17 protein-coding genes are annotated in these 18,160 nt (G+C 70.5%); 5 read left to right on the top strand and 12 right to left on the bottom strand.

Features of this window, described 5'->3' with window-relative positions; translation table 11 throughout:
* Window positions 1-21: 21 nt before the first annotated feature.
* The 10 genes from OG978_RS28840 to OG978_RS28795 form a co-directional block, all read right to left on the bottom strand.
* A complete protein-coding gene (locus OG978_RS28840) occupies window positions 22-2,148 on the bottom strand; it encodes a phosphocholine-specific phospholipase C (protein ID WP_326768005.1) in 2,127 nt (708 codons plus the stop codon).
* Window positions 2,149-2,325: 177 nt separating this feature from the next.
* On the bottom strand, window positions 2,326-3,834 hold the full coding sequence (gatB, locus tag OG978_RS28835; protein WP_326768004.1) for an Asp-tRNA(Asn)/Glu-tRNA(Gln) amidotransferase subunit GatB: 1,509 nt from the start codon (window positions 3,832-3,834) through the stop codon (window positions 2,326-2,328).
* Between the two features lie 15 nt (window positions 3,835-3,849).
* Window positions 3,850-4,089, bottom strand: a complete 240-nt coding sequence (locus tag OG978_RS28830; RefSeq protein ID WP_072486848.1) for a hypothetical protein — start codon at window positions 4,087-4,089, stop codon at window positions 3,850-3,852.
* Window positions 4,086-5,588, bottom strand: coding sequence for an Asp-tRNA(Asn)/Glu-tRNA(Gln) amidotransferase subunit GatA (gatA, locus tag OG978_RS28825; RefSeq protein ID WP_326768003.1), 1,503 nt, complete (start codon window positions 5,586-5,588; stop codon window positions 4,086-4,088). The genes OG978_RS28830 and gatA overlap by 4 nt, the downstream gene beginning before the upstream one ends.
* Window positions 5,589-5,593: 5 nt before the next feature.
* The gene (gene gatC, locus OG978_RS28820; protein WP_015036350.1) at window positions 5,594-5,890 is read right to left on the bottom strand and encodes an Asp-tRNA(Asn)/Glu-tRNA(Gln) amidotransferase subunit GatC; all 297 of its coding nucleotides are present in this window, start codon (window positions 5,888-5,890) and stop codon (window positions 5,594-5,596) included.
* Window positions 5,891-6,132: 242 nt separating this feature from the next.
* Window positions 6,133-8,292 (bottom strand): putative bifunctional diguanylate cyclase/phosphodiesterase, encoded by a 2,160-nt coding sequence (locus OG978_RS28815; RefSeq protein ID WP_326768002.1) that lies wholly within the window; start codon window positions 8,290-8,292, stop codon window positions 6,133-6,135.
* Between the two features lie 344 nt (window positions 8,293-8,636).
* Window positions 8,637-10,829 (bottom strand): NAD-dependent DNA ligase LigA, encoded by a 2,193-nt coding sequence (ligA, locus tag OG978_RS28810; protein WP_326768001.1) that lies wholly within the window; start codon window positions 10,827-10,829, stop codon window positions 8,637-8,639.
* Between the two features lie 30 nt (window positions 10,830-10,859).
* Entirely contained in the window at window positions 10,860-11,885 is a 1,026-nt protein-coding gene (locus OG978_RS28805; RefSeq protein WP_326768000.1) for a methionine synthase, read from the bottom strand.
* 58 nt (window positions 11,886-11,943) lie between these two features.
* Window positions 11,944-12,633 (bottom strand): SDR family oxidoreductase, encoded by a 690-nt coding sequence (locus OG978_RS28800; protein WP_326767999.1) that lies wholly within the window; start codon window positions 12,631-12,633, stop codon window positions 11,944-11,946.
* 29 nt (window positions 12,634-12,662) lie between these two features.
* Window positions 12,663-13,202 (bottom strand): TIGR00730 family Rossman fold protein, encoded by a 540-nt coding sequence (locus OG978_RS28795; RefSeq protein WP_326767998.1) that lies wholly within the window; start codon window positions 13,200-13,202, stop codon window positions 12,663-12,665.
* Window positions 13,203-13,289: 87 nt separating this feature from the next.
* Here OG978_RS28795 and OG978_RS28790 point away from each other — a divergent pair, with 87 nt between their 5' ends.
* Window positions 13,290-13,625 (top strand): DUF427 domain-containing protein, encoded by a 336-nt coding sequence (locus tag OG978_RS28790; RefSeq protein WP_326767997.1) that lies wholly within the window; start codon window positions 13,290-13,292, stop codon window positions 13,623-13,625.
* A gap of 108 nt (window positions 13,626-13,733) precedes the next feature.
* Window positions 13,734-14,534 carry an alpha/beta fold hydrolase gene (locus OG978_RS28785; protein ID WP_326767996.1) on the top strand — a complete coding sequence of 267 codons (801 nt, stop codon included), beginning with the start codon at window positions 13,734-13,736 and terminating at the stop codon, window positions 14,532-14,534.
* Window positions 14,535-14,611: 77 nt separating this feature from the next.
* On the opposite strand, the gene OG978_RS28780 is transcribed toward OG978_RS28785, so the two are convergent.
* Window positions 14,612-14,884, bottom strand: coding sequence for an ATP-binding protein (locus OG978_RS28780; RefSeq protein WP_326767995.1), 273 nt, complete (start codon window positions 14,882-14,884; stop codon window positions 14,612-14,614).
* A gap of 162 nt (window positions 14,885-15,046) precedes the next feature.
* On the opposite strand from OG978_RS28780, the gene OG978_RS28775 reads away from it, so the two are divergent.
* Together OG978_RS28775 and OG978_RS28770 are read left to right on the top strand one after the other, a co-directional pair.
* Window positions 15,047-15,817 carry a helix-turn-helix domain-containing protein gene (locus OG978_RS28775; RefSeq protein WP_326767994.1) on the top strand — a complete coding sequence of 257 codons (771 nt, stop codon included), beginning with the start codon at window positions 15,047-15,049 and terminating at the stop codon, window positions 15,815-15,817.
* A gap of 12 nt (window positions 15,818-15,829) precedes the next feature.
* Window positions 15,830-16,033 carry a DUF397 domain-containing protein gene (locus OG978_RS28770; RefSeq protein WP_326767993.1) on the top strand — a complete coding sequence of 68 codons (204 nt, stop codon included), beginning with the start codon at window positions 15,830-15,832 and terminating at the stop codon, window positions 16,031-16,033.
* Between the two features lie 228 nt (window positions 16,034-16,261).
* On the opposite strand, the gene mnmA is transcribed toward OG978_RS28770, so the two are convergent.
* The gene (mnmA, locus tag OG978_RS28765; RefSeq protein WP_326767992.1) at window positions 16,262-17,389 is read right to left on the bottom strand and encodes a tRNA 2-thiouridine(34) synthase MnmA; all 1,128 of its coding nucleotides are present in this window, start codon (window positions 17,387-17,389) and stop codon (window positions 16,262-16,264) included.
* A gap of 61 nt (window positions 17,390-17,450) precedes the next feature.
* On the opposite strand from mnmA, the gene OG978_RS28760 reads away from it, so the two are divergent.
* On the top strand, window positions 17,451-18,152 hold the full coding sequence (locus tag OG978_RS28760; RefSeq protein WP_326767991.1) for an N-acetylmuramoyl-L-alanine amidase: 702 nt from the start codon (window positions 17,451-17,453) through the stop codon (window positions 18,150-18,152).
* Window positions 18,153-18,160: the final 8 nt, after the last annotated feature.

Raw genomic sequence — 18,160 nt, 5'->3', positions numbered from 1 at the left:
CCCCCACCGTCCGGACCGGGGTCAGCCCGAGACGCTCGCCCGGCCGTTCTCGATGTGCCCCATCAGCCGGCGCCGGAACGCGTCGTCCCCGTCGACGGTGACGTCCAGGTCGTACCAGCCGTGCGCGTCGGCGGCCGAATGCACCACTGTACGGCTGCGCCCCGGCTTGACCTTGACGGTCCTGGTCCAGTCCCGCAGGTCCGCCTCGTCGACGTATCCCAGCGGCCGCACGGTGAAGGTGAGCGTCGTCCGGCCCGTGTTGCGCAGCGTGAGATGCAGGTCGCGCTCATGGGCGTCGACCCGCGACGCGACCTCGGCACCGGCCGAGGCACCGTCCTTCGCGGGCCCGGCGAACTCGCGACGGAAGCCGTTCGGCCCCGTCACCGTGAACCGGTACGCCGCACCGGAGACGGGCACAGTCCACTGCGCCGTGCCCTTCACGTCCCGGTGCTGCGGTACGGGGAACTCACCGGCGTACGGATACAGCGCGAAGTGCGCCGACGAGCGCCCCGTGTTGCTGAGGGCCACCTGCACCGCGCCGTCCACCACCTTCGCCTGCGCGTCCGGCTGGTACGGCAGCGCGCGCGCCGGGCGTGCACCGGGTTCCTGTACGGGCATGTGCTGCACGAGCGGCGGCTTCGGCGACCAGCGGCCGCTGAACGGCGGGATGGCGCCCGGCTGTTCCACCTCGGGCCGGCGCCGCCCGCGCGAGAAGTCGAAGGCCGAGGTCAGATCGCCGGTGACGGTGCGCCGCCAGTCGCCGATGTTCGGTTCCTTCACCCCGGTCCAGCGCTCCAGGAAGCGGATCACGGAGGTGTGGTCGAAGACCTCGGAGCAGACGTAACCGCCGACGGTCCACGGCGATATGACGAGCATCGGCACCCGTATGCCGAGACCGGTGGGCTTGCCCTCCCACTGCTCCTCGGTCACCTCGGGCGACGCGACCGGCGGCGGCACGTGGTCGAAGAAGCCGTCGTTCTCGTCGTAGTTGATGAAGACCGCGGTGTGCCGCCACACGTCGGGGTGCTTGCCCAGCGCGTCCAGGACCTTGTAGACGATCGTCGCGCTGTGGATCGGCGAGGAGACGCTCGGGTGCTCGGAGTCGACGGCGGAGGGCACCAGGTAGGAGACCTCCGGCAGGGTGCCCGCCGCCACGTCCTTGGCGAACTCGTCGGCCAGCGTTCCGGTCTCCACCCGGCGCAACGCCCGCTCGAAGAGGCTGCGTTCGGCCTTGTCCAGGGTGGCGACACCCTCCTCCAGCAGGCCGAACAGCCGCTCCCGCTCCGTGGCGTCCGCGTCCCGCACTGCGGCGTAGAACGACTCCATGAAGGTGTGGCCGCCGGTCTTCGCCAGCGCCTTGCGGGCGACCGCCTTGAAGGTGGCGAAGAACTCGATCTGGTTGTCGGTGAAGTTCTCCCACTCGGTGTACGTGCGCCAGCTGTGCCCGGCCTTCTCCAGCCGCTCCGCGTACGTGCCCCAGTCGTAACCGGGGTGCGCGCCCTCGTTGTAGGCGTCGTTGCCGACGGCCCGCTTGCCGTTCGGTTCGTTGCCCGTCTTCCCGCTCCACAGGTGGTTGCGGTTGGGGCTGGTCGAGGAGTGGACGGAGGAGTGGTAGGCGTCGCAGACCGTGAAGGTGTCGGCCAGTTCGTAGTGCAGCGGGATGTCACGGCGGTCGTAGTACGCCATGGTGGCGGCCGTCTTCGCGGTCACCCAGCCGTTCATCCACCCCCCGGCCCATGCCTTGCCGCCACCGCTCCAGGAGTGGTCGAGCGCACCGATGTACTGGAGGTCCTTCTTCTGCGTCTCGGCGGCGTCGCGCACCGGGAACGGCAGCACGGAGGTGCCCAGCGGTGCGGGCTGCTCGAAGACCGGCTTGCCCGAGGGCAGCTCGACGGCGTTGCGGTCACCGAAACCGCGTACGCCCCGGAGCGTCCCGAAGTAGTGGTCGAAGGAACGGTTCTCCTGCATCAGGATCACCACGTGCTTGATGGCTCCGAGCCCGTCGCGGCCTCCGGACCCCGCCGAGTGTGCCGGCTGCGCGGCGATCGCGGCCTGCAGCGACGGCGGCAGCAGCGACCCCGCCGCCGCGGCGCCGAGCGCACCGCCGCCGAGCGCGAAGAGCCGTCGCCGTGAAATGTCCGTGGTCAAGTTGAGCCTCCCGAGTCCTGTCGTACAGCCGGGAAGCTAATCAAGCCGGGTAGCGCGCGGAAGGATTTCGTACGGCTCGGTGGTGAACGTCCAACAGGCCGTAGGGGAAAGTCCAAGGGGCGGTGCACCCGGCTCACGGGTGCACCGCCCCTTCGGGGACGTGCCTGCGGAGAGGGATCAGCCCTCGACGCCGAGCTTCTCCAGGATCAGCTCGCGCACCCGGGCCGCGTCCGCCTGGCCCCGGGTGGCCTTCATGACCGCGCCGACGAGCGCGCCCGCCGCCGCGACCTTGCCGCCGCGGACCTTGTCCGCGATGGCCGCGTTGGCGGCGATGGCCTCGTCGACGGCCGTGGACAGCGCGCCCTCGTCGGAGACGACCTTCAGGCCGCGCTTCTCGACGACGGTGTCCGGGTCGCCCTCGCCCGCGAGGACGCCCTCGATGACCTGGCGGGCCAGCTTGTCGTTGAGGTCGCCCGAGGTGACGAGCTCGGCCACCCTGGCGACCTGCACCGGGGTGATCGGCAGCTCGTCGAGGCCGCGGCCGGTCTCGTTGGCGTTGCGGGCCAGCTCGCCCATCCACCACTTGCGGGCCTGGTCCGAGGGGGCGCCCGCGTCGGTCGTGGCGACGATCAGGTCGACCGCGCCGGCGTTGAGGATGGACTGCATGTCGTGCTCGGAGACACCCCACTCCTCCTTGAGCCTCGCCCGGCGCAGCCGCGGCAGCTCCGGGAGACCCTTGCGCAGCTCCTCGACCCACTCGCGGGCCGGGGCAACCGGCACCAGGTCGGGCTCGGGGAAGTAGCGGTAGTCCTCGGCGTTGTCCTTGATGCGGCCGGCCGTGGTGGAGCCGTCCTCCTCGTGGAAGTGCCGGGTCTCCTGCACGATGGTGCCGCCGGAGGACAGCACGGCCGCGTGGCGCTGGATCTCGAAACGGGCGGCGCGCTCGACGGAACGCAGCGAGTTCACGTTCTTCGTCTCGGAGCGCGTACCGAGCGTCTCGGTGCCGTTGGGGCGCAGCGACAGGTTGACGTCGCAGCGCATCTGGCCCATCTCCATGCGGGCCTCGGAGACGCCGAGCGCCTTGATGAGCTCGCGGAGCTCGGCGACGTACGCCTTGGCGACCTCGGGGGCCCGTGCGCCCGCGCCCTCGATCGGCTTGGTGACGATCTCGATGAGCGGGATACCGGCACGGTTGTAGTCGAGCAGGGAGTGGGACGCGCCGTGGATACGGCCGGTGGCTCCGCCGACGTGGGTCGACTTGCCGGTGTCCTCCTCCATGTGGGCGCGCTCGATCTGCACCCGGAAGATCTCCCCGTCCTCCAACTGGACGTCCAGATAGCCGTTGTAGGCGATCGGCTCGTCGTACTGGGAGGTCTGGAAGTTCTTCGGCATGTCCGGATAGAAGTAGTTCTTCCGGGCGAAGCGGCACCACTCGGCGATCTCGCAGTTCAGCGCGAGGCCGATCTTGATGGCGGACTCGACGCCGATCTCGTTGACGACCGGCAGGGCGCCGGGCAGGCCGAGACAGACCGGGCAGGTCTGGGAGTTGGCGTCCTGCTTGAGCTCGGTGGAGCAGCCGCAGAACATCTTGGTCTTGGTGCCGAGCTCGACATGGACCTCCAGGCCCATGACGGGGTCGTAGGACGCGAGCGCGTCCTCGTACGACACCAGGTCGGTGACAGTCACGGTGAAACTTCCCTCTCAGCCCAGCAGTACGTCGTCATCGCCGAGGCGCTTGAGCTCGCGCAGCAGCAGGGCGACACCCGTGGCGATGGCGGCGGCGGAGACAACGGCGTCGATCAGTCGGAGCGTGTCGTGCTCGTGGCGTGCCTTCTTGGCCTGCTTGAGCACGCCGACCGCCCCGAAGGCGGTGGTGCCGATGGACAGGTACGTACCGGTCTTGGACTTCTTGAAGCCCTTGGCCTTGGTCAGTGCGCTCACAACGACGGAGCCTCCTCCAGCAGCGGGTGTCCCCACTTTTCCACGAAGGCGGCCTCGACGGCGGCTCCGACCTTGTAGAGACGGTCGTCCTTCATGGCGGGGGCGATGATCTGCAGCCCGACCGGCAGTCCGTCCTCGGGGGCCAGGCCGCAGGGCAGCGACATGGCGGAGTTGCCCGCGAGGTTGGTCGGGATGGTGCACAGGTCCGCGAGGTACATCGCCATCGGGTCGTCGGCGCGCTCGCCGATCGGGAAGGCGGTGGTGGGCGTCGTCGGGGAGACGATGACGTCCACCTGGTCGAAGGCCTTCTCGAAGTCCTGCGTGATGAGGGTGCGGACCTTCTGCGCCGAGCCGTAGTACGCGTCGTAGTAGCCGGAGCTGAGTGCGTACGTACCGAGGATGACGCGGCGCTTGACCTCGTCGCCGAAGCCCGCCTCGCGGGTGAGCGCGGTGACGTCCTCGGCGGACCTCGTGCCGTCGTCGCCGACGCGCAGCCCGTAGCGCATGGCGTCGAAGCGGGCCAGGTTGGAGGAGCACTCGGACGGCGCGATCAGGTAGTACGCCGACAGGGCCAGGTCGAAGGACGGGCAGTCCAGCTCGACGATCGTGGCGCCGAGCGACTTCAGCAGCTCGACCGACTCGTTGAAGCGCTGGACGACACCGGCCTGGTAGCCCTCACCGGCGAACTGCTTCACGACGCCGACGCGCATGCCCTCGACGCTGCCGTTGCGCGCGGCCTCGACGACCGGCGGGACCGGGGCGTCGATGGACGTGGAGTCCATCGGGTCGTACCCGGCGATCGCCTCGTGCAGCAGGGCCGCGTCCAGGACGGTACGGGCGCAGGGCCCGCCCTGGTCCAGGGAGCTGGAGAAGGCCACCATGCCGTAGCGGGAGACGCCTCCGTAGGTGGGCTTGACGCCGACGGTGCCGGTGACGGCGGCGGGCTGGCGGATGGAGCCGCCGGTGTCCGTGCCGATGGCGAGCGGGGCCTCGTACGACGCGAGCGCGGCGGACGAGCCGCCGCCGGAGCCGCCGGGGATGCGGGTGAGGTCCCACGGGTTGCCGGTCGGGCCGTAGGCGCTGTTCTCGGTGGAGGACCCCATGGCGAACTCGTCCATGTTGGTCTTGCCGAGGATGACGACGTCGGCGGCCTTCAGCCTCTTGGTGAGGGTCGCGTCGTACGGCGGGATCCAGCCTTCGAGGATCTTGGAGCCGACGGTGGTCGGCATGTCCTGCGTGGTGAAGATGTCCTTCAGCGCGAGCGGGACGCCGGCCAGCGGGCCGAGCTTCTCACCGGCCGCCTTCTTGGCGTCGACGGCGCGGGCCTGCGCGAGCGCGCCCTCGCGGTCGATGTGCAGGAAGGCGTGGACCTTCTCGTCGACCGCGTCGATCCGGGCCAGGTGGGCCTCGGTGACCTGGACGGCCGTGAGCTCGCCGGAGGCGATCTTCGCGGCGATCTCGGCGGCGGTGAGCTTGATGATGGTGCTGTTGTCCGTCATGGCTGTTAGTCCTCCCCCAGGATCTGCGGCACCTTGAAACGCTGCTGCTCCTGGGCCGGGGCGCCGGAGAGCGCCTGCTCGGGGGTGAGCGACGGACGGACCTCGTCCGCGCGCATGACGTTGGTCAGCGGCAGCGGGTGGGAGGTCGGCGGTACGTCTTGGTCGGCGACCTCGGAGACGCGGGCGACCGCGCCGATGATGTCGTCGAGCTGACCGGCGAAGTGATCGAGCTCTTCGCCCTTCAGCTCCAGACGCGCCAGCCGGGCGAGGTGGGCGACCTCCTCGCGCGTGATGCCAGGCATGCAGCGATCCTCAGGGGTTGGTGTGTGGTTTTGGCCCAATCCTATGGTGTCGGCCGCCGCCACTCCCGCCACCCGGGCGAACGCCCTGGTCGGACGAGGATTTCAGGCTCCTCGGGCCGTTCCCGGCCCTGCTGTCGCCTCCCGGTCCCGTACCGCCTTCCGGCCCCGTAGCGCCTCCCGGTCCTGTAACGCTTCTGAGGGCGGAGGGGCCACGGGGCGCAGGGCCGGTGGCCACTCCGGGCTCAGGTCGTCGCGGGCCGCGAATCGACCGCCCGCCCGGAGGGCCGCTGCTCCAGCTCCGGTGGCACAGCGGCCGCTGCCGCCGCGGCGGCTGCCGCGGCCGCCAGCTCGGCCGGCCGCCGCCAGCCGTGCTCGCCCCGCGCCCGCAGCCAGGCCGTGGTCTCCTGCGGCGGCATCGCCGCGGCGACCAGCCACCCCTGCACCGCGTCGCAGCGCAGATCCCGCAGCCGCTCCCAGGTCTCGTCGTCCTCGACCCCTTCCGCGACGACCAGCAGGCCGAGCGAGTGGGCCAGGTCGATCGTGCAGCGGACGATCTCCGCGTCCTCGTTGTCCACGGCCAGCCGGGCCACGAACGAGCGGTCGATCTTCAGCTCGCTGACCGGCAGCCGGCGCAGATGGACGAGCGAGGAGTACCCCGTGCCGAAGTCGTCGAGGGACATCTTCACGCCGTGCCCGGTCAGCCCGGCGAGCGTGTCGGCGGCGCGCTGCGGGTCCTCCAGCAGCACGTGTTCCGTTATTTCCAGCTGCAGTGCCCCGGCCGGGACGCCGTGCCGGGCGAGCCGGGCCGCGACGCCGCCCGCGAACCCGGGGGTGTGGACGTCGCGCGGGGAGACGTTGACCGCGACCGGGACGAACAGGCCCTGCGCCCGCCACCGGGCGACCTGGGCCAGCGCCGTCTCCAGGACGTACTCCGTGAGGTGCGGCATGAGGCCGGACGACTCGGCGATGGCGATGAACTCGTCCGGGGGGACCCTGCCGCGTTCCGGATGCACCCAGCGCACCAGGGCTTCGAGGCCGGCCACCTGGCCGTCGAAGCGGACCTTCGGCTGGTAGTGGAGCTCGACCTCGCCGGCGTCCAGGGCGCGGCGCAGATCGCCCAGGAGTCCGAGCCGGTCCGGAGTGTTGCTGTCCCGCTTCGACTCGTAGACCTCGACGCCCGTACGGTCCCGCTTGGCCTGGTACATCGCCACGTCCGCGCGCCTGAGCAGCCCTTCGGCGTCCAGCGCGTGGTCCGGGTAGACGGCGACCCCGGCGCTGGCCTCCAGCACCAGAGTCAGACCGTCGAGGTCCAGCGGGGAGGACAGCTCGGCGACCAGATGGCGGGCGACCCGCTGGGCGCTGGTGGTGGAGTCCGCCGTCGGCAGGAGCACCGCGAACTCGTCGCCGCCGAGCCGCGCGGCCTCCGCGCCCCGGGGCAGCGCGAGCCTGAGACGTTCCGCTATCTGCAACAGCAGCCGGTCCCCCGCCAGATGGCCGAGGGTGTCATTGACCGCACGGAAACGGTCGAGGTCGATCAGGACCAGAGCGGACCTGGCACCGACGGATTCCGCGTCCTCCAGGGCCGTCCAGGTGCGCTCCAGCAGCCACTGCCGGTTGGGCAGCCCGGTCAGCGGGTCGCGCAGCTGCTCCTCGGCCCGGGCCCGGGCGATCCAGAGGGCGGAGTCCAGGGCGATCAGCGGGACCGCGAAGAGCGGCAGGAGCAGGGGGGTGGCCATCGCGACGACGCAGATCAGCGGTGCGATGGCGAGCAGGGCGACAGCGACGAGGCTCTGGCGCAGCAGGGCGGTGCGGGCGATGGTCGGCAGTCCGCCGCCCTGGGGTGCCCGCGCGTACCACAGCAGGACCCGGGTGACCAGAAGGTAGGTGGAGGCGGCGAGGAGGACCTCCGGGACGGAGTCGATGCCCCAGTCGAGTGGCTGCCAGGGGGATTCGACGGTCTGCACCTCACCGAACGCGGCGAGCACCAGGGCCGCCGCGCCGATCCCGAGGATGTCCACCGCGCCGTGCAGCAACCCCTGCCACCAGCGGTGTCTGCGGGCGACGCCGACGAGGACGACGACGACCAGGCTGACCAGTCCGGCGGGCACCCAGCCGTAGAGCAGCAGCACGGCCAGGGTGAGGGAGGCCCCGGAACCGGTGCCGCCCCACCAGCGGTCGCGTCCGAGCGCGACCAGATGGCCGACGATGATTCCGGTCAGGACGGCGAGGGACCAGCCGGCCCTGCCGTCGGGGAAGAGCGCGTGTCCTTCGCTCACGGTTCGGTAGAAACCGGTCGCGATCTGAACAACGGCGATCGCGATGACAACGGCACCCACTTTCGGCGTGAGGCCGACGAAACCTTGCAGCCGCGACAGCGGCGCGGCGCTCTCGGTCGGTTTCATTCCGTCCCTCTCACAGCCGGCGATGCCGATGTCACCCGATGGTTCCACTCCATGCCGCCACGACCCGGTTTCCCACCCCGCGGCCGGGCACGGCAGGTGCACGTCTCAACATTAGGCCGCGGAAGGCTCCTACGGGCAGCGCTCTGACGCTCTTGCCCGAATGCGGACCGACCATTCGTCAGCATCTGCTAGGCGCCGATCCGGTGAACCCGCCGCACGGCGAAAAACTTGCCCCCGTCTGCCCACTTACACCCTTTATCCACCTCCTTGTTCGCTGCTCACCCGCCGGCTCGTCCCGTTCCGTATCCCCACCCCGTTCCACCGGTCCGCGGCAGGGGTCCGTCCTATACGGCCGGTTCCTCGGCGGGCACAGCCGCCTCGCGCGCCGCATCCGGACCATGTTCGAGCAGTACGGCGAAGCCGTCCTCGTCCAGCACCGGCACCTTCAGCTGCATGGCCTTTTCGTACTTCGAACCGGGGTTGTCGCCGACCACCACGAAGGAGGTCTTCTTCGAAACGGAACCTGTCACCTTCGCTCCGCGGCTCTGGAGCGCCTCTTTCGCGCCATCCCTGGTGTGGCCGGTCAGCGTGCCGGTGACGACGACGGTGAGCCCTTCGAGCGGGCGCGGGCCCGTTTCCTCCCCCACTTCCTCATCAGCCATCCGGACCCCGGCCTCCCGCCACTTGCGCAGGATCTCCCGGTGCCAGTCCTCGGCGAACCACTGCTTCACCGATGCGGCGATGATGGGACCGACTCCGTCGGCGTCGGCGAGCTCCTGTTCGGTCGCCTCGTCGATCCGGTCGATGGAGCGGAACTGACGGGCCAACTCCGCGGCGGCGACCGGGCCCACATGACGGATGGAGAGCCCGGTGAGGATCCGGGCCAGCGGGGCGTCCTTGGCCGCGGCGATGGCGTCGAGCATGGCGACGGCGTTCTTCTTCGGCTCGCCCTGCTGGTTGGCGAAGACCCAGGCGGTCTTCTCCTCACCGGTCTTCGGATCGCGCTTGGGCAGCCCGCTGTCCTGGTCCAGCACATAGGCCCGGATCGGCAGCAGCTCCTCGATGGTCAGCCCGAACAGATCGCCCTCGTCGCGCAGCGGCGGCTCGGCGGGCTCCAGCGGCTTGGTCAGGGCCGCGGCCGCGACATAGCCGAAGTGGTCGATGTCGAGGCACTTGCGGCCTGCGAGATAGGCGACGCGTTCCCGCAACTGCGCCGGGCAGGAGCGCGCGTTGGGACAGCGGACGTCGATGTCGGCCTCCTTCATGGGCCGCAGCTCCGTCCCGCACTCGGGGCAGTGCGTCGGCATCACGAAGGCCTGCTCGGTGCCGTCGCGCAGATCGACGACCGGGCCGAGGATCTCCGGGATCACGTCGCCCGCCTTGCGGAGCACCACCGTGTCCCCGATGAGGACGCCCTTCGCCTTCACCACGTTCTGGTTGTGCAGGGTGGCGAACTCCACCTCGGAGCCCGCCACTTCGACCGGCTCGACCTGTGCGTACGGCGTGACCCGGCCGGTCCGGCCGACGCCGACCCGGATGTTGACCAGCTTGGTGTTGACCTCCTCCGGGGCGTACTTCCAGGCGATCGCCCAGCGCGGGGCGCGCGAGGTGGAGCCGAGCCGGCCCTGGAGCGGGATCTCGTCGAGCTTGACGACGACTCCGTCGATCTCGTGCTCCACGGAGTGCCGGTTCTCACCGAAGTACGCGATGAACTCCCGTACCCCGTCCAGGGAATCCACCACCTTGTTGTGCCTGGCGGTGGGCAGACCCCATTCGTGCAGAAGCTCGTAGGCGTGCGAGAGGCAGCCGATGTCGAAGCCCTCGCGGGCACCGATGCCGTGCACCACCATGTGCAGCGGACGGGTGGCAGTGACCTTCGGGTCCTTCTGGCGCAGTGAACCCGCCGCCGCGTTGCGCGGATTGGCGAACGGCTTGTCCTCGGCCTCGATGAGCCGGGCGTTGAGCTCGTCGAAGGCCTCCATCGGGAAGAAGACCTCGCCGCGGATCTCGACCAGTGCCGGGATCCGGTCGCCCTTCAGCCGGTGCGGGATCTCGGCGATCGTACGGACGTTGGGGGTGATGTCCTCGCCGGTGCGGCCGTCGCCGCGGGTGGCGGCCCGGGTCAGCAGCCCGTGCTCGTAGGTGAGGTTGACCGCGAGACCGTCGACCTTCAGCTCGCACAGGAAGTGGTACCCGGTGGTGCCGACGTCCTTGGCGATCCGCTCGCCCCAGGCGGCCAGCTCCAGGTCGTCGAAGGCGTTGTCCAGCGAGAGCATCCGCTCGCGGTGCTCGACGGAGGTGAATTCCGTCCGGTACGGCCCGGCGACCTTCTGCGTCGGCGAATCCGGTGTGCGCAGCTGCGGGTACGTCTCCTCCAGCGCCTCCAGCTCGCGCATCAGCCGGTCGAACTCGGCATCGCTGACGACCGGCTGGTCGTTCACGTAATACCGGAAGCGGTGCTCCTCGACCTGCTCGGCGATGAGCGCGTGCTGCTCCTGGACCTGTGCGGGCACCGCCGTCTGCTGTTCGCCGGCCATCGTCTCGTCCTCCCGTTACCCGTTGCCCCGTTACTCAGGGTTGTCTGCGAGCGATCTCGCGGCCCGGGCGCAGTGGGCGAGCGCGGCGCGCGCATACGCGGGCGAGGCACCCGCGAGCCCGCACGACGGGGTGATCACCACGGACTCCGTCAGAGTCCCCGGATTCAGCCCCAGCCTGCGCCACAGCGTCCTGACACCCATGACGCTACCGCCCGGGTCCGACAATCCGCCCGAGGCCGGGTCGGTGCCCGGCACCACTCCGAGGAAGAGCTGGGTGCCGCCCTCGGCGGCTTCCCCGATCGCCTCCTCCTCACGCTCGGTGAGCAGCGAGAAATCGAATGAGATGCCGTCGGCCCCTGCCCGGCGCAGCAGCGCGAACGGCACCTCGGGCGCGCAGGTGTGCACGAGCGTCGCCCCGTCCCCGGCCGCCGCCAGGACATCGCGCAGGGTGCCCTCCACGACCTGACGGTCCACGGCCCGGTAGGTGCGGTAGCCGCTGGCCGTCCTGATCCGTCCGCGCAATACGCCGGTCAGCGACGGCTCGTCGAGCTGGAGGATCACTTCGGCGCCGGGCACCCTGCGGCGTACCTCCGCGAGGTGGGCGCGCAGCCCCTCCGCCAGTGAGCCCGCCAGGTCGCGGCAGGCCCCCGGGTCGCCGAGCGCGGCCTCGCCGCCCCGGCGTTCCAGCGCGGCGGCCAGCGTCCAGGGCCCGACGGCCTGGACCTTGAGCGGCCCCTCGTAGCCCTGGGTGAACTCCTCCAGGGCGTCCAGGTCCTCGCCGAGCCAGGACCGGGCCCGGCGGGTGTCGCGTCCGGGCCGGTCGCTGATCCGCCAGCCGCTGGGCTCGACATGCCCGTACAGGTCGACGAGCAGCCCGATGGTCCGCCCGATCATGTCCGCACCGGGCCCGCGGGCGGGCAGTTCCGCCAGATACGGCAGGCCCTCACCGTCCGCGAAGGAGCCGGTGACGGTCTTCGCCGCCTCCCGTGCGTCTCCCCCGGGCATGGACCCGATCCCGGTGGCCGGGCAAACCCTGAACTTGCTCTTCTCGCTCACACGGGAAGCCTAAGGCCGCCGTCGGCCGGTCCGGCCTGCGGTGGCCGGGCCGCGGCGCTCAGCGGCCGGGGCGCACCGTCAGATCGTTGACCTCGGCGTCGCGCGGCAGGTCGATGGCCATCAGGATCGTGGTGGCCATCGACTCCGGGTCGATCCAGCGGGAGGCGTCGTACTCCTTGCCCTCCTGCTGGTGGACCTTGGCCTGCATGGGGCTGGCAGTGCGCCCCGGGTAGACGGAGGTGACCCGGACGCCGTTGGCGTGCTCCTCGTGGCGCAGCGAGTCGGCGAGCGCCTTGAGGCCGTGCTTGCTCGCGGCGTACGCGCTCCACTCGGCGTGCGCCGCGAGGCCGGCGCCCGAGTTCACGAAGAGCACATGGCCCTGGGCGACGCGCAACTGCGGCAGGAGGAGCCGGGTCAGCTCGGCGGGCGCGACCAGGTTGGCGTTGAGCTGGAAGTGCCAGGCCTTGGGCGTGAGCTCACCGACCCTGCCGAGCTCGACGACGCCAGCGATGTGCAGCAGCGAGTCGACCCGCTCCGGCACCGCCTGCTGGGCGAGCGCCCACGACAACCGGTCCGGATTGGAGAGATCACCGACGAGCGTGCGCGCGCCGGGGTGGAGCTCGGCCAGCTCCTTTGCGCGGCCCGCGTCGCGGGCGAACAGCACGGCCTCGTCACCGCGCTCCAGTAGACGGCGGGTGACAGCGGCTCCGATGCCGGAGCCGGCCCCGGTAATGACATGAGTGGACATGCGCCCCATGATCGCACCCCGCCGCCCCGTCACCGCAGGCCGGACCACTCCTCCAGGTAGGCCAGGGCGCCCACGCCGTCCTTGGCGAAGAACACCAGGTCGGCCAGCGGGACGGGCAGGAAGCCCTCGTCCTCCATGCGCTGGAACTGCTGGCGCAGCCCGTCGTAGAAGCCCGCCGTGTTGAGCAGGACGACCGGCTTGTCGTGCTTGCCGTGCTTCTTCAGCTCCAGGATCTCGGTCGCCTCGTCGAGCGTCCCGGTGCCGCCCACCATGATCACGACCGCGTCGGCCTTCTCCAGGAGCAGCGCCTTGCGCTCGGCGAGATCGCGCGCGATCACCATCTCGTCCGCGTCGGCCCGCGCCTTCGCCGCCAGGAACTCGACCGACACCCCCACCAGCTGCCCGCCCGACTCCTGAACCCCGTCGGCGACGACCTTCATCAGCCCGCTCTCCGAGCCTCCCCAGACCAGGGTGTGTCCGCCCCTGCCGATCAGCTCGGCGAATTCACGGGCGGGTTGGGTGTAGCGGTCGTCGAGGTCGGCGGCGGAGAGAAATACGCAGATCTTCATGGAGCAACCGTAAAGGTCACCACCGACACGACCGGCCACCACAGAGAAACCGGGAAGAAACCAACCCGCGAAACGGCTGAACCCGACATGACTACGTCACCAGGACACCGCATCACGGTCGAGCCCGGCACCGAGCACGTACGGGTGGTCCGCGACGGGCAGGTGCTCGCCGAGAGCCGGCGCCCGCTCGTCCTGCGCGAGACGGGCTGTCCGGTCCGCTACTACCTGCCGCCGGGGGACGTCCACACCGAACTCCTGACGGCTTCGGACACCCGTACTCACTGCCCGTTCAAGGGAGATGCCTCCTACTGGTCGCTGCCGGACGCCCCGGACCTCGTCTGGGCCTACCCGGACCCGAAGCCCGAAGTCGCCGCGATCAAGGACCACTTCTGCTTCTACGACACCGGGACAGTCACCGACTGATAGTCCCGACTGATCGTCAAGAACGCCCCTGGCCCGGGAGTTAGAAGAACTTCAAGAAAACTTCGGCCGGAGCGATGAGTTTCTCCGGGCCCGGCGGTCCACCCTCGCATGGACAAGATTCTCTCCCGCGACGGCACCGTGATCGCGTACCGGCACCGGGGTGAAGGCCCGCCGGTGATCCTGGTGGGCGGCGCGCTGGGCACGGCGGCGACCGAGGCGCCGCTGGCGCGCCTGCTCGCGCCGCACTTCCACGTCGTCACGTACGACAGGCGCGGCCGCGGTGCCAGCGGCGACAGCGGCCCGTACGCGGTGGAGCGCGAGATCGAGGACCTGGCCGCGCTCGTCACCGCGGTGGGCGGCCGGGCCTCCGTCTTCGGCATGGGCGCCGGCGGGGCCCTGGCCCTGGAGGCACAGGCCGCCGGTCTCCCCGTCGACCTTCTGGCCGTGTACGAACCGCCCTACACGCCGGGTGCCTCGGGCCTCCAGTACAAGGCGTGCTGCACCTCGCGCCTGCACCGGCTGCTGTCCACCGGGGACCGCGCGGGGGCCGTCGAGCTGTTCCTGTCCGTGACGGGCGTACCGGCCGACATGATCGCCCGCATGCGTCGCGCCCCGCTGTGGAGCGACCTGCTGGCGATGGCGCACACCCTCGCGTACGACGACGCGCTGCTCGGCAACGGCGCGATCCCGGCCGCGCGGTTCGCGTCTGTCACGGCGCGCACCCTGGTGATCTGCGGCGGCTCCAGCCCCACCCGCGCCCGCCAGTCCACCCGCGCCCTCGCGGAGACCCTCCCCCGCGCCCGCCACCGCACCCTGACGGGCCAGACCCGCGACCTGGCCCCCCAGGCGGTGGCCCCGGTCCTCACGGAGTTCTTCACCAGGTCCGTATCCCTGCGTCAGGCTTCCTGACCCACGACCCGCCCCGCGCGGTCCCGCCCGTACGGGGGTCGGACGTGACCGCGCGGGGCGTCCACGGTGTCCGCGGCTCAGGCACCGAGCGCGAGCTCGAACCAGACAGTCTTGCCGCCCGGCCCGAGCGCCCCTCCCCCTATGGCGCACCCGCCCCATCGGTCCGCGACGAGGATGGCCATGCCCCGCCCGGCTTCGACGTGGGGGGCGACGGGCGGGGCGTACGGCTTGGGCAGGTCCAGGCTCATGTCCCAGACGCTGATCCGGAGCACCGGGTGCCGCCACTGGAGCCGCACGGCGGCGGGCCCCTTGGTGTGCCGTACGGAGTTGGTGGTCAGCTCGGACGTCAACAGCTCCGCGCGGTAACTGAGTTCGGCGAGTTCGTGAGCATCGAGGATGGCCCGGAGGGTCGTACGGGCGATGCGGGGGCTGCGCGGGTCGCAGGGGAAGGCGAGCTCGTACTGCCAGGGTTCGGCGAACGGGAGCTCCGCCGGCTGCGCGATGCAGTCGGCATGTCAGCACCCGTTGCCGCCGAACGGCTCGGGGCAGACCGCACGATGATCTCCAACATCGAGTCAGGGCGATTCGGTATCAGCGAGGAACGGCTGCGCCGACTGGCCAGCATCTACGAGTGCGACGATCCGGAACTGATCGATGCTCTCGCCACGATGACCGGAGGGCGTCCGCGAGGCTGGTGGGACGAATACCGGGGCAAGATCCCGCCGGACTTCCTGGACGTGGCGGAACTGGAGCACCACGCGACGAGCTTGCGCACACTCCAGACAGCTCACATTCCCGGCCTCTTCCAGACCGAGGAGCACGCCCGTGCCCTCTTCGACCTCTTCGTACCGGCCCTGCCCAGGCTGGAAGTCGAACTACGGGTGACCCATCGGCTGGCCCGGCACAGCGTGGTGGCGGCCGACCGGGTGCCCTACGTGGGCTTGGTCCACGAAGCGGCTCTTCGGCTTCGCACCGGAGGGCGCAAAGTGGCCAAGGCCCAGTTGGGCCACCTCTTGGAGGAGAGCGAACGCCCCAATGTCCGGTTGCTCGTGATCCCCTTCACGGCCGAGCGCTTCCCCATGGCCGGGGACACTCTGATGTACGTGTCCGCCGCCAGCCACCACTTGGACACCGTTGAGGTGGACTCTCCGATCGGTGCCGTCTTCATGGACTCACCGACCCAGTTGGCCAACTTCCGACGTCGGCTGGACTTGGTCGAACAGGTCGCGTTGAATCCGAGTGAGTCGAGGGATCTCATCCTTGAGATCGCCGGAGAACTGTAGGAGGAGTTCGCCTTGCCCGAGTTGCCCGAGCTGAACTGGATCAAGTCCTCGTTCTCGGAGGCCTCCGGCAATGCCTGCGTTGAGGTCGCCGCAGCGAACGCGGACCTCATCGCAATCCGCGAGAGCGAGAGCCCGGATGCCGTTCTGGTGACAAGCCGGGGTGCGCTGCGTGCACTTGTCCTGGGCGTGAAGACCAGCGACAGCGAAATCGGCTGACCTGGAAACCAGTCACCGGGTCAAAGCCTTCTCCTCGCTGCTGAGCAGATCCTCGACGGCTCCCTGCTCCATCGCGCGCAGCTTCGCAATCTGCGCCTCGATCGATCCGGCGTTTGCAGGCCGAGTGCGTACAGATCTATGGGGCTCCGGACGACAGCGGACGGTCCGCAGCAGCGGCCTATGGCGGCCGCCCTGGCAGTGTCGGCCCCGGCGGTCGGCCGAGGCCGGTCAGCCGGTCGTCGCCGTCTCCCGCCGCACCGTCGTGGCGATCGTCGCCGAGCCGACCACCCGGGTGCCGTCGTACAGGACGACCGCCTGGCCGGGGGCCACGCCTCGTACCGGCTCGGTGAACGTGACGTTCAGCGTTCCGTCGACGAGTTCCGCCGCCACCGCCGTCTCGCCGCCGTGGGCGCGGAGCTGGGCGGTGTAGGTGCCGGGGGCGGTCGGGGCCGTGCCGCACCAGCGGGGCTTGATGGCGGTGAGGGCGGTGACTTCGAGGGCCTCGACCGGGCCGACCGTCACCGTGTTGTTCACCGGGGAGATGTCCAGGACGTAGCGCGGCTTGCCGTCGGGGGCGGGGTGGCCGATGCGCAGGCCCTTGCGCTGGCCGATGGTGAAGCCGAAGGCGCCCTCGTGGGTGCCGACCTTCGTGCCCGACTCGTCGACGATGTCACCCTCGGCGGTGCCGAGCCGACTGGCCAGGAAGCCCTGGGTGTCTCCGTCGGCGATGAAGCAGATGTCGTGGCTGTCGGGCTTCTTGGCGACCGCGAGGCCCCGGCGCTCGGCCTCGGCGCGGATCTCGTCCTTGGTGGTGAGGGTGTCGCCGAGCGGGAACATCGCGTGGGCGAGCTGCTTCTCGTCCAGGACGCCGAGGACGTACGACTGGTCCTTGGCCATGTCGGAGGCGCGGTGCAGCTCGCGGCTGCCGTCCTCGTTGAGGACGACGGTGGCGTAGTGGCCGGTGCAGACCGCGTCGAAGCCCAGCGCGAGGGCCTTGTCGAGGAGTGCGGCGAACTTGATCTTCTCGTTGCAGCGCAGACACGGGTTGGGCGTGCGCCCCGCCTCGTACTCGGCGATGAAATCGTCCACGACGTCCTCGCGGAAGCGTTCCGCCAGGTCCCAGACGTAGAACGGGATGCCGATCACGTCCGCGGCCCGGCGGGCGTCGCGGGAGTCCTCGATCGTGCAACAGCCGCGCGCCCCGGTACGGAAGGACTGCGGGTTCGCGGAGAGGGCGAGGTGCACACCGGTCACGTCGTGGCCCGCCTCGGCGGCGCGGGCCGCGGCGACGGCGGAGTCGACACCGCCCGACATGGCGGCGAGCACACGGAGGGGGCGCTGGGAAGTCTCAGTCATAGCTCCACCAGAGTACGGGGCGCCGGGAACCGAACGCTCTCGGATATGCGTTGTGGATCACATGGGGACCAAGGGGACATCGGGCGCCGAGAGCTCCGGGGGTACGAAGTCCGGGCGCGGCATCAGCCGGCGCGGGCTGCTGATCGGCGCTGCCGTCACGGCTGTGGGCACGGCCGCGCTGGCGCGGGAGCAGCTGGAGCACGCCTGGTGGCGGCTGCCGGGGGTGGAGAAGCCCCGCAAGCCCGGCGAGGTGGATTTCGCACGGGCCCAGTGGATATCGGCGTCCTCGGCGAACTGGCGGCGGGCCGACCGCCCCGACGACTACACCATCGACCGGGTCATCATCCATGTCACCCAGGGCAGCTACCAGAGCGCGGTGAAGGTCTTCCAGGATCCCGGGCACGGGGCGGCGGCGCACTACGTGGTGCGCAAGGACGGCCATGTGACGCAGATGATCCGTGAGCTGGATGTGGCGTTCCACGCGGGGAACAGGTCGTTCAACGAGCGCAGCGTCGGCATAGAGCACGAGGGCTTCGTGGACCGCCCACAGGATTTCACGGCGGCGATGTACGGGGCCTCGGCGCGGCTCACAGCCGCGATCTGCGGGCGGTACGAGATACCTGTGGACCGGGAGCACATCATCGGGCATGTGGAGGTGCCGGGCACGGACCACACCGACCCGGGCGAGCACTGGGACTGGGACCGGTATCTGAAGCTGGTCCGGGCGGCGGACAAGGGGATGACCGCCGGGCGCAAGGGGTGACCACGGGG

Source organism: Streptomyces sp. NBC_01591 (assembly GCF_035918155.1).
GTDB lineage: Bacteria > Actinomycetota > Actinomycetes > Streptomycetales > Streptomycetaceae > Streptomyces.
The sequence above is the reverse complement of the archived record's forward strand: the minus strand, read 5'-3'. Positions and strand labels throughout refer to the sequence as shown.